The following is an 18290-nucleotide window of genomic DNA, read 5'->3' on the forward strand; positions in this document are numbered from 1 at the left end:
ACCCGTAGCCGTACCACGGACACCCGTAGCCGTACCACGGACACCCGTAGCCGTACCACGGACACCCGTAGCCGTACCACGGACACCCGTAGCCGTACCACGGACACCCGTAGCCGTACCACGGACACCCGTACCTGTGCTACGGACTCCCGTAACTGCGTCACGAACTCTAGCAACTGCGCTACGGACATCCTCAAACGCTCAACGGAATCTTGCAAATATAACCACGGAGAAAGTCCACCTTCAACCATTACGAAAACGCCCTTGTACAACTGGCATCGCCACGAAGACAAATCTATTAGATTATCAGGATTCCGAGAGAACTTCGGTTGCGAGGCTATGCAAGTGTGTCACTAATGAAATACGAAACGGACTGTCGAGAAATTGTACACTGCTTTTTGTTTGATTTGTTTTGAAAGCGTCATGTTGCTCTTCTTGTATGTTGTTTGTGCATGGCATAACGATTGCACATTTTCCTGTGATTATTTGAACTACATTTTTTTTTGATGAATCAGGTTTATGGTTCTTCTCCGCAAGGGAATTCGGACAATGCTCGCTTGGTGAAGTTGATGCACTCACGTTCTGTTCTCCATCATTTAATCTATTCGATGGAACACGATGCAACGTACAGGGATGAACAGGTAAAAATCGCTTCGCTTAAAGTTGAACTATCTACACTCGACCGGATTCTCCGTCAGCCGACGCTTGGCGCAGAGAAGAGAAACAAAGAAACAGAGCATTAGGCTATTTCTATTCGAATAGAATTGCCGACAATTGTTGAGGAACACGTACGCTTGTTCGTGTGAGAGGGGAGAAATATTTTTCCACGATTACGAAAAAGCATAGTCCAACGATGCTCGGTTGTCCCCTGTGTTGAAACTTTCAATACGGGGAGAGGGGCGATTATTATCCTTCCATCAATTTAATACCAACCTTTCATGGCTGAGAACGACTTCTCAGCATTGATATTTTCAACAATAGAGATATATTATATGGGTTATTTCACACAGTCTTGCATGGCATTATTGTTGCTGAATCAGTAGTACAAACATAAATCTTCAGAGAATGAAGGAAAAAAACCATGAAATTCATCAATAAAATATTAGTACCGACTGATTTTTCAGACTTCTCGCTTGCGGCGATGGAGTATGCCACGTCGTTCTCGAAAATTTATGATGCGAAGATTTATATGATTCACGTCGTGGAGAACCCATCGGTATTGGCTTTTCATTCTGTTGATTTACATTCAGAAACGCTATTGCGTGATGCTGAAGATGAGGGGGAACAGGAGTTACGGGAATTTATTTCAGACAAACTGCCGAACGTGAAGGGAATTATCCCGATCGTGCGGCGGGGAAACGCGGCGAAAGAGATTGTTCATTATGCAACGGATGAAGAGTTCGATGTCATCATTATGGCGACACACGGTCGGACCGGATTCGCACACATATTGATGGGGAGTATTGCGGAAAGCGTTGTCCGGTATTCAAGCGTTCCCGTCCTGACAGTGAAGCCGGAGGAAATGCAAAGCGGATACGTTGATGAGTATGATGTGGAAGAACAACTTCATATGAATCATTATCAATAAGGAACAAAGAGTGTTTAAGGTAAAACAAAACATATTATTCATGAATAATACACAAGGAGAAAGAATGAAAAATCTCATTCTGACGGTTGTTGTGCTTGCGTGTGTTGCAATGTTTGTCACACCGGGTATAGCAGCCGATAACAAATATGTAGGTGTAAAACAATGTTCGATGTGCCACAAAGCGGACAAATCCGGAAATCAGTTCGGTGTATGGCAGAAATCGAAACATGCGGAAGCCTACAAAGTGTTGACTTCGGATGCGGCAAACGAGATTGCAAAGAAAAAGGGATTGAAGAAGCCGGCGGCTGAATCACCCGAGTGTCTCGAATGTCATACCGTAACAGCAGATGCGAAATTGCTTGATAAAGGATTCGATGCCAAAGAAGGCGTACAGTGCGAAAAATGCCATGGTGCAGGTTCGGCGTACAAAGCGATGGCAACGATGAAAGACCATGCAAAAGCAGTTGCAGCCGGAATGACAGACTTCAAAGACGACAAAGCGATTGAAGCATTTTGCAAAACATGCCACAACGACAAAAGCCCGACGTTCAAAGAATTTAAGTTCGCTGAAATGTGGGCGAAGATTAAACACGACGTACCTAAAGCAAAGTAAATCAGAATCAATGCCTGTCCGCTATCATGAACATGGTGGATAGCGGACAGGTTCTTTATGATATGAAAATCAAAAATCTTGTTACCCTCGGATGGTTCCTCATCCTCCTTATCAGTACACACCATGTTCTTTTCAGCCAGACACGTGAAGATTGTTTAACCTGCCACAGCGACCAATCTCTTTCCAAAGAGTCGGAGGGTAAGCAGGTTTCATTATATGTAGATGAAAATGTTCTCAATCATTCACCCCACAAAAAACTTGTCTGCGTTGCGTGTCATACGAAATTCGACCCGAATAATGTTCCGCACAAAGAAAAAATTACAGAAATAAATTGCTTAACCTGCCATCAGTCAGCGCCGGTGAAACATCCGTTTCATCCGCAGTTGGCGGAGGCAATCAAAAATAAACAAACTCCGAATGTCGGGTGTAAAGATTGCCATGGAACGCACAATGTCGTTTCTCCGAACGTCCCCGACTCGAAATTTTCCAAAACGAAGTTGACCGAATCGTGCGGCGAGTGTCATTCCGATGTTCAAGAACATTTTGCAGAGTCCGCGCACGGGAAAGCGGCGGCGGCAGGAGTGACGGGCGCACCCAATTGCATTCGTTGTCATCAAAACAATATCATCGGAGTGAACGGCGAACGGGATTCCATAGAGTTCAAAATAGCACAAGAGAAACTCTGTCTCTCCTGTCATCTAGATGATGCGAATGTTCGGTCGAACACTTCTCCTTCCGCCGGATTTATTGCGGCGTATGAACAGAGTGTCCACGGCGCCGCTCTGCAACGCGGAAACGCGAAGGCCGCAACCTGTATTGATTGCCACGGAAGTCATGACATGAAAGTCGGACTTGACCCGTCGGCGACTGTGAACAAGATGCACTTAGCCGAGACGTGTTCAAAATGTCATGGTGATGTGGCAAAAGCATTTGGAGAAAGCGTTCATGGAATGGCGTTGCTCAAAGGAGTGGAGGATGCGCCGGCATGTACGAACTGTCACGGCGAACATAATATTCTAAAACACACAGACCCGAATTCTCCCGTTGCGATAAAAAATCTTTCTCAACAAGTTTGTTCGCCTTGTCATAGTTCATTGAAATTATCTGCCAAGTATGGACTTTCGAACGACCGGTTTACAACGTTTTCCGATAGTTATCATGGACTTGCATTACAAGGTGGTTCGGTTGGAGTTGCAAACTGTGCAAGTTGTCATGGCTCGCACAACATCAAACCATCAAGCGATTCAACATCTACCATTTACAAAGCCAACCTTGCAACGACGTGTGGTAAGTGTCACCCGGGAGCGAACGAACGGTTTGCTGTCGGTTCGGTTCATGTAACCGAAGCAAAGGCGGATGAGCCGATATTATACTGGATTGCAACAGGGTACCTTATTCTGATTTTCACAACCATCGGCGGAATGTTCATCCACAACGGACTCGACTTCGTGAAGAAATCAAAACGGAAACTGATGATTCGACGCGGCTTGATTGAAGAAGAACATCACGGGCACGCACTCTATCTTCGGATGACGGAGAATGAAAGACTTCAGCACGTAGCGTTAGTGATGAGTTTTTTCCTGCTTGTCATTACAGGGTTCATGTTGCGGTTCCCGGACGCGTGGTGGGTACAGGCAATCAGAAGTATTAGCGATGATGTATTTGCCGCGCGAAGTTGGATTCATCGTATCGCCGCGGTGATTATGACCGTGGCGAGTTTGTATCATCTCTATTATATCTCGTTCACGCAACGAGGTCGTCAGTTGGTGAAAGATTTGTTCCCGAAATTGCAGGATGCAACGGAAGCAATCGGAATCATGAAATACAATCTCGGACTTTCCCCGACGAAACCGAAACTCGGTCGTTTCAGTTACATCGAAAAAGCGGAATACTGGGCGTTGATTTGGGGAACGATTGTCATGGCAGTCACGGGTTTCATCATGTGGTTTGATAATACATTCATCGGTATCTTCACAAAACTCGGTTATGATATTTCCCGAACCATTCATTACTATGAAGCATGGCTTGCAACACTGGCAATTATCGTCTGGCATTTTTACTTTGTGATATTTAATCCCGATACGTATCCCATCAACCTTGCATTCTGGAAAGGAACGTTGACCGAAACGGAAATGCTCGAAGAGCATCCCCGCGAACTGGAAGAAATCAAACGGAAGCAAATGCTTGATGAACTTGTAGAGAATGAAGGGAACGGAAAGGGAGAAGCGGGAAACAGTAAGACAATCAAACAAAAAGAAGAAGGAACAGTGCATGGATAAACCTACACAGTTCTTCTTCAAATCAATCCTGTTTGTTCTTTTCTTTGTTCTGTTCTTTATCGGTAAAACCGTTGCGCAGGAAAATTCAGAATGCCTGACATGCCACGAGGATAAATCCGCGACAGGCACACGCAAGGGGAAAACAATTTCTGTTTTTGTTGATGAGAGAAAACTTTCTCACTCTGTTCATCAATCGCTTTCGTGTGTTGCCTGCCATAGTGATGTGGAAGGAAAAGAATTACCGCACGAAGATGATTTGAAAGCGGTGAACTGCGGAAACTGTCACTCCGATGAACAAACTCAACATGCAAAATCATTACACGGCAAAGCGATTCAACGAGGGGACGCTCTTGCACCGAAATGTTCAGACTGCCATGGCAACCATGAAATTCTTTCCGCATCGAACAGCAATTCTCCGACATCGCCCCTGAAGATACCGTTCACGTGCGGCAAGTGCCATCAGGAGGGAACGAAAGTTCAGCAACAGCGGGAGATTCATCAGGACCATATCATCGAAAATTTTTCCGAGAGTATCCATGGCGAAGGATTGCTCAGGAAAGGGTTAATCGTCGCGCCGAACTGCGCATCCTGTCATACTTCTCATTCGATTCTCCCCCATACGGATAACAACTCCTCTATCTCGCGAAATAAAATTGCCAACACCTGCACGAAGTGCCACGCGCAGATTGAGCAGGTTCACCGGAAAATAATCAAAGGAGAATTGTGGGAGAAGCAAGCGCATGTTCTGCCCGCCTGCGTTGATTGTCACCAACCGCACAAAGTACGGAAAGTATTCTACTCGCAAGGGATGGCAGACAGCGATTGTATGCGGTGCCACGATAAGCAGGATGTGAAGTCCACGAAGGATGGTCGCTCGCTGTATGTAGATTTCACGCATGTGAAGCAATCGAAACACGCGAAAGTGTCATGCAGTCAATGTCACTCGGAAGTGAATGCTTCGAGCGTGCGTCCGTGCGAAACGATTACACAGAAAGTTGATTGTGCATCGTGTCATGCGGAAGTCGGGACGCAATATCAAAAAAGTATGCACGGGCAACTGACTGCAAAGAACGATCCGAACGGACCGACATGTAAAGAGTGTCACGGCGAACATACAGTCAAAGGAAAAACGGACCCGACCTCTCCCATCTTCGCGACCAATATTCCGAATCTTTGCGCTGAGTGTCATCGTGAAGGAGAGAAGGCAACGCGAAAGTACAAGGGAAGTCAACACGAAATTATCGAGCATTACACGGAAAGCATTCACGGCAAGGGATTAATGAAGAGCGGGTTGACCGTAACGGCGACCTGTACGAATTGTCACACGGCGCATAACGTGTTGCCGAAGAGCGATTCCGCATCGAGTGTGAACCCGGATAATTTGCCAAAGACGTGCGGCAATTGTCACCATGGAATTCAGGAACAGTTTGAAAAAAGTGTTCATGCTCAAAAGATTTCGGATAACGGTAAACGGAAACCTGTTTGCAACGATTGCCATACGGCTCACACTATCAAGCGAGCAGATGAGCAAGGATTCAAATTGGAAATTATGCAACAGTGCGGGCGATGCCATGAAGAGATTACCGAAACGTATTTCGACACGTACCACGGAAAAGTTTCTCAACTTGGTTATACAAAGACGGCGAAGTGTTATGATTGTCATGGTGCGCACGACATCTTGCCGGTAACTGACCCAAAGTCGCATTTGAGCCATGATAATGTTGTCGGGACTTGCCAGAAGTGCCATGAAGGAGCGAACAGAAGATTTGCCGGATACCTGACACACGCAACGCACCACGACCCGGAGAAATATCCGCTCCTGTTCTGGACGTTCTGGGGAATGACTTCACTGTTGATTGGAACATTCGTGTTTGGCGGCATTCACACATTGCTCTGGTTGCCGCGAGCGTTACAAATGAAACGGGAGATGAGACAAAAAGCAATGATGAAAGAGAAAGAACAAACGGAACAATTAGATTCTACTACGAAGAAGGAAGGAGAGAACAATGGCTAACGGAAATGGAAAACAGTTTCTCCGTTTCATCCGTCTTAATCGTGTTCTCCACATCGTCATGATTGTGAGTTTTATGAGTCTTGCACTGACCGGAATGACGTTGAAGTTTTCTTATACAACGTGGGCGGTGATTCTCGCTCATTTGTTTGGCGGGTTTGAATCGGCGGGGTACGTGCATCGGTTAGCGGCGGTGTTCATGTTCGGAATTTTTGTTGCGCACATTGTTGAATTGTTCAAGATGAAAAAGCGGGAAGATAAAACGTGGCGCAAACTTATATTTGGTCCCGACTCAATGATGTTCAACCGGAATGATTTAAAGGAGTTCATCGGCTCCATCAAATGGTTTCTTGGAAAAGGTCCTCGACCGAAATTCGGACGATGGACGTATTGGGAAAAGTTCGATTACTTTGCTGTGTTCTGGGGAATATTTGTCATCGGTTCAACCGGGCTGACACTCTGGTTCCCTGAAATCTTTACGCTCGTTCTCCCCGGGTATTTTCTGAATATTGCAACCATCATTCATAGTGATGAAGCGTTGCTGGCAGTCGGATTTATTTTCACCGTGCATTTCTTCAACACGCATCTCCGTCCCGAAAAATTTCCGATGGACTTGGTTGTGTTTACCGGAAGAATGGACCTGGAAGAATTCAAACATGACAAGCCGGCTGAGTACGAAGCATTAGTCAAGAGTGGTGAGTTGGAAAATTATTTAGTCGAACCGTATCAGCCAATCGTTATCAAGGCTGTTCGCGTGTTTGGTTATACAGCATTGACGGTCGGATTCAGTATCGTCATCTGGATTATTTACGCTATGCTATTTGCATATAGGTGAGTGGGTAGTTGTGAGTGGTGAGTAATCAGTAAAAAAATATCAACTCACCACTCACGAATCACTAATGACCAATGACCAATGACGAATAACAAATAACAAGTTGCAAAAACAAAAGATGTACAATTCAATAGTATTAGTAAAGCAAGTTCCTGACACGACGAATATCTCCGGTCAGGTGATGAAGGAAGATGGCACGGTAAACCGTGCGAAACTTCCGGCTATCTTTAACTTTGAAGATAAAGTTGCTCTGGAATTTGCGCTGCAGATTAAAGATAAATTTGGCGGCAAAGTTACGGCGATAACAATGGGACCACCGCGTGCTTCCGATGTTCTGCGCGAATGTTTGTACATGGGCGCGGATGAAGCGTATCTCATCACCGATAGAAAATTTGCCGGAGCGGATACCCTTGCAACATCGTACGTATTGAGTGAAGCAATCAAGAAAATCGGGAATTATGATTTTGTCTTTGCCGGTCGGCAGGCAATTGATGGAGATACCGCTCAGGTCGGACCACAGACGGCGGAGAAGTTAAACATTCCGCAAATTACTTACGCGGAAGAAATACTTGATGTAAAAAACCGGAAGGCGCGTATTAGACGAAAGATTGAAGGCGGATATGAAATTCTCGAATGTACATTGCCGGTGCTTGTCACGGTCATTAAAGATGCGGCAGAACCGAGACCGTTCAGTGCAAAGCGCGTGATGGCATACAAGGGGGCGAAGACACTACTCGAGTTGGAAAAATTAGCAGAAGGAAATTCGTTGTTGTACAGCGACCAACTTGTTCATGAATACAAACTGCGTTCACTGTTCCTCCCGACCCTGACAACGGACGATTTGAATGTGGATGTTGAACGATGCGGTGTCAAAGGTTCGCCGACAAAAGTGTATAGCATTGAGTCGGTGGTGCTTGCAGGCGGCGACCATGTGCGAATCGAAAATACAAAAATCGGGATGAACATGCTGATTGATAAATTGATGGAAGACCATATTTTCGGATGATAAGATGAAGAAGAATGAAGTTTGGGTGTTTATAGAACAGCACAACGGAAAGCCCGCTGATGTGAGTCTCGAGTTGTTGAGCAAGGGACGAAAACTTGCCGACACCATGAAGGGATTACTCAAGTCGGTTGTTATCGGGAATGATGTGAAGAGTATCGCTATTGAGTCGTTCAAGTTTGGCGTAGATGATGCAATGCTTATTGATCATCCTGAGTTGAAGCATTACCGGACGATGCCATACAATAGAATATTGAACGAACTTGTCGAACAGCATCAACCGAGAGTTGTGTTGTTCGGCGCGACTATCATCGGTCGGGATTTGGCGCCGAGAGTTGCATCGCACACGCGAAGCGGACTGACTGCCGATTGTACAGAGTTGAAGATTTCCGAAGTAGAATATCTTGGAAAGAAATTTAATGACTTGTTGTTGCAGATTCGCCCGGCGTTTGGCGGCAACATCATCGCAACGATTATCACGCCGGATGTTCACGTTCAGATGGCGACGGTGCGTGAGGGCGTGATGGAAATGCACGCGGTTGAAAAACCGAAGCCGGTGAAGATTACTGAAATTCCCTACGTGCCGAATGAGATTGATAATCTCATAACCTTAGTCGAACAGCATCGCGAAGAAAGCAAAGTGAATTTGAAAGCCGCTCCGATTATTGTTGCCGGAGGATACGGACTCGGGACGAAAGAGAATTTTAAACATGTGGTAAATCTTGCACACACAATCGGAGGCGAAGTTGCCGGAAGCCGGGCCGCCGTGGATGCAGGATTCATTCCGCACGAACGGCAGGTAGGACAGACCGGTGTCACCGTGCGACCAAAGTTATATTTTGCTATCGGAATTTCCGGTGCGATTCAACACCGTGCAGGAATGTCGGAGGCAAAAAAAATTGTCGCCATCAACACCGACCCGGACGCGCCGATTTTTGAAGTCAGCCATTACGGAATTGTCGGAGATGCGATGGATGTCATCCCGAAATTTATCGAAGCATACAAAAGCAGATTGAAGTAAGTCTATGCCGAATTTTTTTACAGAGAATCCTGACATTCAGTTTCACTTCAACAAGTTTGAATTGAAAGAAATCGTTTCGCTCACGGAAGACAACTACGAGCAATCAAAGCAATTCAATTATGCCCCAATCAATTATGAAGATGCGATGGAAAATTATCGCAAGGTGCTTGAAGTGGTGGGGGACATTGCCGGGAATTATATCGCGCCGCGTGCCGCCGATGTTGACAACGATGGTGCGTCCTTCAACGATGGAAAAGTAGCGTATGCTACCGGCACACAGAAAAATCTTCAGGAACTTTCTCAGGCGGATTTGATGGGAATGATTTTACCGCGCACGTATGGCGGTTTGAATTTTCCCTTCTCAATTTATATGATGGCGGTGGAAATGGTTTCCCGCGCCGATGCCTCGCTGATGAACATTTTTGGTTTGCAGGATATCGGTGACACAATCCGGAAGTTCGGAAACGAAGACCAGCGGATGGAATTCCTCCCGCGCATCAGTTCCGGTGAACACACCGGTGCAATGGCATTGACGGAACCCGATGCAGGTTCGGATTTGCAAGCAGTGAAACTGACTGCCTATCAAAACGAACAGGGAAAATGGTTTCTGCGCGGTGTGAAGCGATTCATCACCAACGGCAATGCGCAAGTGCTTCTTGTCCTCGCTCGTTCGGAAGCAGGAACGAAAGATGGACGCGGCTTGAGCATGTTTGTTTGCTACGGCGATGAAACTGTGGTTGTGCGACGCATTGAACATAAACTCGGTATTCACGGCTCGCCGACATGTGAACTTCAGTTCAACGATACTCCCGCGCAATTAGTTGGTAGTCGGAAGTTCGGATTGATTAAATATGTTTTGGATTTAATGTACCGCGCACGTATGGGAGTTTCATCACAAGCATTGGGAATTTCCCAAGCCGCGTATGAGGAAGCAGTGAAGTACGCGAAAGAACGGAAACAATTCGGCAAGGCAATTTACAACATTCCGGTCATCTCAAACATGTTGATTGATATGAAGGTGATGCTTGAAAGTAATCGCTCTCTTCTTTATAGCACAGCAAAGTGTGTAGATGAAAAAGAAAAACTCGAAGACCTGATTGAAAAACTCAAAGCGGAAGGGAAATCATTCGCTGAGGAAAACAATCGCTTGAAACAGGTAACGAAGATTGCTAACCTGCTGACGCCAATGACAAAGTTTGTGCTTGCCGAATCATCAAACAAGATTACCTACGACGCATTGCAAATCCACGGCGGAACGGGATACATGAAAGAATTTCGAGTTGAGCGGCTTGCACGGGATGCCCGTATCACGAACATCTACGAGGGAACCTCTCAGATGCAGATTGTTGCGGCAAGCGGCGGTGTCATCAACGATGTTATGGGTGAGTATTTCGATGAAAAAGAAAAGCGGGAATACAAAACAGGCTTGACAAAGCTTGCCAATCATTTAAAAGAAATCCGCCAACTCTTTCTTGATTGCTTGAAATATGTTCTTGATAAAAAAGAGACAAGTTTTCAGGATGTTGCGGCGAAAGATTTGGTTGAATTATACAGCTATTTATACATCGGCTATTTGTTGCTTGATGAAGCAGAGAAAGAGCCGAGAAAAGTATTTATTGCTAATCGTTATATTGTCACCGCTTTAGCGAATGCACGGAAGAATGTTGAAGCAATTAAGAACGAATTGTTCTCGGATTTGCTCCATGCAGAGAAGATACTTGTGTAGATTTACAATTAATGATTTAGGATTGAAGATTAAAGATACTTGATTCTTGAAACCGGAAAACTGTAACCACAAACTAAAAACAAGACTGTAAACAAGGAAATGAAAATGTTTTACTACAAATTATACGACGACGAAGAAAAAATCAATTACATTAAAACGACGTTCGAACAGAAACGAATCCGGCAGCTTTTGCAGGATTTTGAAAAAGTCCATCAGGAGTATCATAACTCCGAGTTCATTCATTTTCTCAAAGAGCATGATGCTCAGGCAGAGTTGATTGAAGTAACAACAATTACCTATTGATACGTGAGTTGTGAATGGTTAGTGGTGAGTTTCGTTAATCACCTTATACTAACTAATGACTATTGACCAATGACGAATGATAAAAAATAACTGACAACAACAAACCGACAACCATCAACTAAATAAAAAATGAAACGAATCTTCCCAAGTTCTTTTTACAACCTCATGACACTCATCGGCACTATGGTTGCCGGCGTGAGCGTTGGACTTATCATCTTCATGATTGTTCTTGAATCCGTAGCGGAAAATCCAAACCCGTATATGGGTATTTTTACGTTTGTTCTCCTGCCGTTCATTCTCATGATTGGTCTTGGAATGATTTTCTTCGGAATCTTCCGTGAACATCGGAGAGCACGCTTAGGAAAGCCGCATGGATTGCATTTACCGCAGATAGATTTGAACAACCCCCGACATCGAACAGCATTTACATGGGTTTCCATCGGAACGATTCTTATGCTTTCCGTGATTGGGTTTACCAGTTTTCAAGCGTACGAGCACACGGAATCAGATGAGTTTTGCGGCGAAACATGTCATACAGTCATGGAGCCGGAATACACAGCATATCAATTTTCACCACACGCAAAAGTTGGATGCGTTCAATGTCATATCGGTTCCGGCGCGAGTTATTTTGTGAAGTCGAAATTGTCCGGCAGTTATCAGGTTTATTCGGTCTTGTTCGATAAATATCCGAAACCGATTCCGACACCGATTGAAAACCTTCGCCCGGCTCAGCAGACCTGCGAGCAGTGCCATTGGCCCAAACATTTCTTCAGCGAGAAACAGCATGAGAATACATATTTCCTTTCCGATGAACAGAATACGAAGTGGACATTGAATTATTTGATGAAAATTGGCGGCGGCAATGTGGAAGCAGGACCGACCTCCGGTATCCACTGGCACATGAATATCTCTCATGAAGTTACGTACGCTGCGCTCGACCGTGAACGGCTCATCATTCCATGGATTCGTTCGCGAACACCGGATGGAAAAGAGACGATTTACCGGAGTACGGAAATAACCGTCAGTGATGATTCGATTGCAAAATCGTTTCAACGAAAAATGGATTGCATCGATTGCCACAATCGTCCGACGCATATTTATCATCCGCCAGCTCGTTCAGTCAATCATATAATGGCGCTCGGATGGATTGACCCGAAAATTCCGAATGTGAAAAGTATTGCGGTGAAAGCGTTAGAACTTCCCTACACGACAAAACAAATCGGACTTGATAGCATCAAACTATACATCAATGATTATTACAAAGAAAATTATCCCGAAGTTGTCGTTTCGATGAAACCACAGATTGACAGTACGATTGTTCAGGTGCAGAAAATTTTCAGCAGAAATTACTTCCCGGAAATGAAAGTGAACTGGAAGAACTTTAACAATAATATTGGGCATCTCTACTATCCGGGGTGCTTCCGTTGTCACGACGGAAAACATGTTACACCGGAAGGAAAAGTGTTATCAAAAGATTGCAACACGTGTCATACAATTCTCGCACAAAAGTTCGAGCAGGACACATTGCGTATATCATTAGGCGGAGTGGACTACCAGCATCCTGTTGACATCGGTGATGCGTGGAAGGAAATGAATTGCTCTGACTGTCATAATAGTAATCAATAAGGAATAACAGTATGCAAGAACAACCTCAACCGACTGAACAGCCGCGGCGCAGTTTTCTCAAGTACGTCCTTACGGGCGGACTTGTCGCGTGGGCTGGTTCGGTTTTATATCCCATCTTAGCGTATCTCAAACCACCGATACAACCGGAAGTGGAAGTATCGAGTGTGAAAGCAGGAAAACTTGCCGACATACCGAAAGAGAGCGGTACGATTATCAAATTCGGGTCGAAGCCGGTTATTCTCGTTCGCTCGGCGAAAGATGAACTCCGCGCCTTCGATGCGACATGCACGCACCTCGATTGTACCGTTCAGTACAACAAAGATAAAGGAATGTTATGGTGCGCGTGTCATAACGGAACGTATGATTTGACAGGAAGGAATGTCGGCGGTCCGCCACCGCGCCCGCTTGAAGAATACCGCGTCATTACTCAAGGAGAGGAGGTACTCATTTCGAAGAAATCATGAAACAGAAACTATCAAAACTTTATTCGTGGATTGATGAACGGGTTGAACTTCAAGACCTCGTTCAGTTTATGGGAAAGAAATATGTTCCTATCCACAGCCACTCTGTGTGGTATTACTTTGGCGGTGTGTCCCTCTTCCTGTTTATTATTCAAGTAATAACAGGAATCATGCTGTTACTTTATTACAAAGGAAGCGAAGAACTTGCGTTCGAGAGCATTCAGTTCATCATCTCGAAAGTACAGTTCGGCTGGTTGATTCGTTCGATTCATAGTTGGGCGGCGAACCTGTTCGTCCTTGCCGCGATGATTCACATGTTCAGCGTCTATTTTGAAAAAGCATACAAGAAGCCGAGAGAAATTACATGGCTCACTGGTATGCTGATGTTCTTTATGGCGCTCGGATTTGGTTTCAGCGGGTACTTGCTTCCATGGAATGAACTCGCTTTCTTCGCGACGAAAGTCGGAACGGACATTGCCGGAGTTGTTCCTGTCATCGGCGAGCCGATACTCATGTTTCTCCGCGCAGGTGAAGATGTAACCGGCGCAACGCTTTCGCGGTTCTTCGGATTTCATGTCGCAGTCTTCCCGGGAATCTTCACCGTGTTACTTGGCATTCATCTCGTTCTTGTTCAGCGACAGGGAATGAGCGAACCGGAAGGATTCGACCCGAACGTTAAAGAAAAGACGATGCCATTTTTCCCGAATTTTTTACTGAGAGATTTATTACTCTGGTTGATTGTCCTGAACATTCTTGCAATTCTTGCAGTCTTCTTTCCGTGGGAATTGGGAAAGAAAGCGGATGCATTTGCACCTGCACCTGCCGGCATCAAACCCGAATGGTATTTCATGTTCATGTTTCAAACATTAAAATTTATTCCGGCGAAAGTGTTATTCATAGATGGAGAAATCCTCGGCATTCTTGCATTCGGATTTGCAGGAGCGTTGTGGATGTTCGTTCCGTTCTGGGATAGAAAGAGCGCACAAGGCGAAAAGAACAAACTTGTCAATTACTTGGGAATTTTTGCTGTCATCTATATTATCATCTTAACAACTTTGGGATGGTTCCTATGAAAAAGAAATTATTGATTATCCTTACGAGCGTGGCGGCTATGTTCTTCCTTACCGGAGTGGTATTTGCAGACGACCAATGCGTCGTGTGTCATCAAGGACTTGGCGATAAACCATCATCGTTGTATAAGAAGGACATTCACTTTGCAAAAGGAATTTCCTGCGCCGATTGTCATGGCGGAAATAAAAACAAAGATGAAATGGAAGCGGCAATGGATGTGAGCGCCGGATTCAAAGGCGTACCGAAGGGTGATGAAATATCCAAAACGTGTGCAACGTGTCACTCCGATGCAGAGAAGATGAAATCGTTCGGTTCGTCGCTCCCGACCAATCAAATGGAACATCTCCAGACAAGTGTTCACGGAAAACTTTCTCTTTCCGGGAAAGAACATATTGCTCAGTGCGTGACGTGTCACAGTGTGCATGATATTGTTTCTGTGAAGAATCCTGCTTCGCCGGTGTATCCGTTGAATGCCACAAAAACATGTTCAAAATGTCACTCGGATGCTTCGTTTATGCGGACATACAATCCGTCGCTTCCGGTTGACCAATTGGAAAAATATCAAACAAGTTTACACGGAACATTAAACGCCAAAGGCGACCCGAAAGCCGCCGAGTGTGCGAGTTGTCATGGAAGTCATAACATTCGTTCGGCGAAGGATGCGAAGTCCTCAGTCTACGCTGCAAACTTACCGGCAACATGCTCGAACTGTCACAGCAATGCTGAGTACATGAAAGAGTATAATATTCCGAGCGACCAATTCGATAAGTATGCTCGAAGCGTTCACGGAAAAGCATTGTTAGAAAAGCACGACATCGCCGCGCCTGCTTGTAACGATTGTCATGGTAATCACGGTGCGATGCCTCCGGGTGTTGAATCCATCTCCAAGGTCTGCGGAACGTGTCATGCACTCAACGCCGATTTATTCTCTGCCAGTCCGCATAAGAAGGCGTTCGACGAGAGGCAACTTCCTGAGTGTGAAACATGCCACAGTAATCATGAAATTGTGAATGCTACCAATCAATTGCTTGGAGTGACATCGGAAGCGGTATGCAGTAAATGTCATTCGGAACAAGAAAATCAAAAAGGATTTATCGTTGCGAAAGCGATGCGAAGTGCAATTGACAGTTTGGAAATGAATGAAGCACACGCCGCCGCCCTGGTAGATGAAGCCGAACAAAAAGGGATGGAAGTCTCGGATGCAAAATTCAAGTTGCGGGAAGCACACCAAGCACGGTTGCAATCGCGCACCGCGATTCACTCGTTCAGCGAAGAAAAATTCCGTGAAGTTGTTGGAAAAGGATTGAATGTTGCATCTCTGGTTGCAACCGAAGGACAGGATGCAATTGATGAATTCTATTTCCGTCGGTGGGGATTGGGTGTTGCAACGCTCATTATCACCATTGTTTGTATTGCGTTGTGGCTGACTATCAAACGTATCGAACAACGGCAGAGTATTAATAAATCAAAATCGAAATAACAGAAACTTAACTTATGAATCCCGGACAAATCATCATTATCATAGCGTTCTTATCGTCACTCGGCGCGGCATTATTCTATTTTGTTGAAGGCAAAAAGAATGCACGCCAGCAACCAGGAAAGACAATTGCTGAGCGGCTTTTTCTTGTCTCGGCAGGTGCAGGCATAGTCGCATCACTTTTGATGTTGTACTTACTTATCACAAATCAATTTCAGTACGAGTACGTGTCAAAGTACAGTTCGCTCGACCAACCGTTCATCTATCTTTTCTCAGCCTTATGGGCAGGACAGGAAGGGACGTTTTTGTTTTGGGCGATGCTTACCGGCATCATGGGCTTCGTCTTCATGAAATCAAAAACCAACGGGGACAACATCGCACTTGGTGTGGTGAATGTCTTTACCGCGTTTTTGTATTTACTGATGATTGTGAAAAGTCCGTTTCAAACGGTATCGCAGGTTCCGCCGGACGGACAAGGAATGAATCCGCTCTTGATGAATCCGTGGATGGCTGTTCATCCTCCGATTCTGTTCGTTGGATATGCGGCAACACTCTTCCCGTTTGCGCTTGTTCTCTCTGCGCTCGTCCGACGTTCGTATGATTCATGGAACGAACGCGGGTTTGCCTGGACATTATTCGCAACGGTCATGCTCGGTGCAGGAATTATCATCGGTGGTTTCTGGGCGTACGAAGTATTGGGTTGGGGCGGATATTGGGGATGGGACCCGGTAGAAAATTCTTCTCTCGTCCCATGGATAACTTTGCTTGCGCTCATTCACGGACTGTTACTGTTCAAGGCAAAAGGAGCAATGCAACGGACGAACATGTTTCTGGCAATCATTACGTTTCTGCTCGTTCTTTATGCAACGTTTCTCACACGAAGCGGAGTGTTGGCAGATTTCTCCGTCCACTCATTTGTAGATTTGGGAATCAACAATTACCTCGTTGGCATCATGGTTCTTGGTTGCACGGCGGGCTTCGGTTTGCTGGCGACACGGTTTCGCGAAATCCAATCGCCGAAACTTAATTTTTCGAGTTTGAATCGGGAAGTGACGTTACTGTTGAGTCTGTATGTGTTGCTTGCAATGGCGGCGTTCACATTTGCGGGCATGTCATCACCGATTTTTACCGGTCTCGTCGGCAAAGCATCGCAGGTTGATATTACATTCTACAACAAAGTGAACTTACCTGTCGCAATTGCGATGGCGTTACTTCTCGGCATCACCCCGTTTCTCGGATGGTCGGAAGAAAAAAAATCTTCGTTACTGAAACGTTACTCGATGCCACTCATTCTCACTGGCTTATCCTGTGTGATTGCGTATGTTGCCGGAGTTACTTCCGCAGTCTTGCTCACATTCGTTGGCGCATCGGCATTTGCACTCATCAGCAATTCAATTATAGCATTTCGACAGTATCGTTCCGGTTGGCTTACACTTGGTGGACCGATTACGCACATCGGTACTGCATTGATGTTGATTGGGATAATCGGCTCAGGAAATTATGATGAGACAAAACAAATCATGCTCAAACAAGGAGAGCCGAAGGAAGTGTTCGGATACTCTGTTCTCTTCAAAGATTTTATTGAAGACCCGAATAAGAATGAAAAGCCGATAGTCAGTCTCGAAGTGAAGGACGGGAACAATACGTTTGCGGCATTCCCGAAATTATATTTCAGCAATTACAGTCAATCCATTATGCGGGAGCCGGACATCAAAGTATTTCCATTGAAAGATTTGTACCTGTCGCCGTTGGAAATGAAAGCACCGCACGAACGTGACGAACATCCGACGTTGGAAATCGGGAAAGGTGAAACGAAAGAGTTTAACGGGTATCAGATTCAATTTGTGAGTTTTCAGACCGGTGAACATGGACAGCCCGGTTCGATGCAGGTGGGTGCCTTGTTGAAGGTTACTGCTCAAGGAACAGAACACGAAATCGCCCCGGCAATTGTTATTGATGCGCAGGGGCAACAATCATACGCGCCTGCCGAAATGCCGCCACTTCACAACCCGACCAAAGGAATACAAAATCCCGTCATCACGTTGGTGGACATGAGTGTTGAGCAGAAACGAATTCTCCTTTCATTTCATGGACTTCAAGGAGACGACCATGCGGCGCAGGGATATGAATTACTCCTCGAGGCCAGCATCAAGCCGTTGATGATGGTTGTGTGGACCGGTGTTGTGTTAATCATCGCCGGAACTATTATCGCCTTTAAGAGAAGACTGTCGAACAAAGAAAGTAGTTAACTAAACAAAGATGGAGTCCACCTGTTTTGA

Annotated in this window: 15 protein-coding genes; all 15 read left to right on the forward strand. The window is 45.4% G+C overall.

The window, feature by feature from the left end; genetic code table 11:
* The first annotated feature begins 506 nt into the window (after positions 1-506).
* The 15 genes from HY960_06325 to ccsA all read left to right on the forward strand — a co-directional run bounded on the left by HY960_06325 (position 507) and on the right by ccsA (position 18260).
* A complete protein-coding gene (locus tag HY960_06325; protein MBI5215352.1) occupies positions 507-743 on the forward strand; it encodes a hypothetical protein in 237 nt (78 codons plus the stop codon).
* 338 nt (positions 744-1081) lie between these two features.
* Positions 1082-1588: a universal stress protein gene (locus HY960_06330; protein ID MBI5215353.1), complete on the forward strand. Its 507-nt coding sequence runs from the start codon at positions 1082-1084 to the stop codon at positions 1586-1588.
* A gap of 64 nt (positions 1589-1652) precedes the next feature.
* On the forward strand, positions 1653-2201 hold the full coding sequence (locus HY960_06335) for a cytochrome C554 (protein ID MBI5215354.1): 549 nt from the start codon (positions 1653-1655) through the stop codon (positions 2199-2201).
* A 26-nt stretch (positions 2202-2227) separates the two neighbouring features.
* Positions 2228-4480, forward strand: a complete 2253-nt coding sequence (locus HY960_06340) for a cytochrome b/b6 domain-containing protein (GenBank protein MBI5215355.1) — start codon at positions 2228-2230, stop codon at positions 4478-4480.
* The gene (locus HY960_06345; GenBank protein ID MBI5215356.1) at positions 4473-6494 is read left to right on the forward strand and encodes a hypothetical protein; all 2022 of its coding nucleotides are present in this window, start codon (positions 4473-4475) and stop codon (positions 6492-6494) included. Before HY960_06340 ends, HY960_06345 begins: the two co-directional genes overlap by 8 nt.
* Positions 6487-7326 carry a cytochrome b/b6 domain-containing protein gene (locus HY960_06350; protein ID MBI5215357.1) on the forward strand — a complete coding sequence of 280 codons (840 nt, stop codon included), beginning with the start codon at positions 6487-6489 and terminating at the stop codon, positions 7324-7326. The genes HY960_06345 and HY960_06350 overlap by 8 nt, the downstream gene beginning before the upstream one ends.
* A 115-nt stretch (positions 7327-7441) precedes the next feature.
* On the forward strand, positions 7442-8329 hold the full coding sequence (locus tag HY960_06355) for an electron transfer flavoprotein subunit beta/FixA family protein (protein ID MBI5215358.1): 888 nt from the start codon (positions 7442-7444) through the stop codon (positions 8327-8329).
* A 4-nt stretch (positions 8330-8333) separates the two neighbouring features.
* Complete coding sequence (locus HY960_06360) at positions 8334-9347, forward strand: electron transfer flavoprotein subunit alpha/FixB family protein (GenBank protein MBI5215359.1); 1014 nt, start codon at positions 8334-8336, stop codon at positions 9345-9347.
* A gap of 4 nt (positions 9348-9351) precedes the next feature.
* The gene (locus HY960_06365; GenBank protein ID MBI5215360.1) at positions 9352-11073 is read left to right on the forward strand and encodes an acyl-CoA dehydrogenase family protein; all 1722 of its coding nucleotides are present in this window, start codon (positions 9352-9354) and stop codon (positions 11071-11073) included.
* 105 nt (positions 11074-11178) lie between these two features.
* Positions 11179-11376, forward strand: coding sequence for a hypothetical protein (locus HY960_06370; protein MBI5215361.1), 198 nt, complete (start codon positions 11179-11181; stop codon positions 11374-11376).
* A 129-nt stretch (positions 11377-11505) separates the two neighbouring features.
* A complete protein-coding gene (locus HY960_06375) occupies positions 11506-13002 on the forward strand; it encodes a NapC/NirT family cytochrome c (protein MBI5215362.1) in 1497 nt (498 codons plus the stop codon).
* 11 nt (positions 13003-13013) lie between these two features.
* The gene (locus HY960_06380; protein MBI5215363.1) at positions 13014-13466 is read left to right on the forward strand and encodes a Rieske 2Fe-2S domain-containing protein; all 453 of its coding nucleotides are present in this window, start codon (positions 13014-13016) and stop codon (positions 13464-13466) included.
* Complete coding sequence (locus HY960_06385) at positions 13463-14536, forward strand: cytochrome bc complex cytochrome b subunit (GenBank protein MBI5215364.1); 1074 nt, start codon at positions 13463-13465, stop codon at positions 14534-14536. Before HY960_06380 ends, HY960_06385 begins: the two co-directional genes overlap by 4 nt.
* Positions 14533-16014 carry an ammonia-forming cytochrome c nitrite reductase subunit c552 gene (locus HY960_06390; GenBank protein ID MBI5215365.1) on the forward strand — a complete coding sequence of 494 codons (1482 nt, stop codon included), beginning with the start codon at positions 14533-14535 and terminating at the stop codon, positions 16012-16014. Before HY960_06385 ends, HY960_06390 begins: the two co-directional genes overlap by 4 nt.
* Positions 16015-16028: 14 nt before the next feature.
* Positions 16029-18260 (forward strand): cytochrome c biogenesis protein CcsA, encoded by a 2232-nt coding sequence (gene ccsA, locus HY960_06395; GenBank protein MBI5215366.1) that lies wholly within the window; start codon positions 16029-16031, stop codon positions 18258-18260.
* Positions 18261-18290 lie beyond the last annotated feature (30 nt).

This window comes from Ignavibacteriota bacterium (genome assembly GCA_016212665.1).
Taxonomy (GTDB): domain Bacteria; phylum Bacteroidota; class Ignavibacteria; order UBA10030; family SZUA-254; genus FW602-bin19.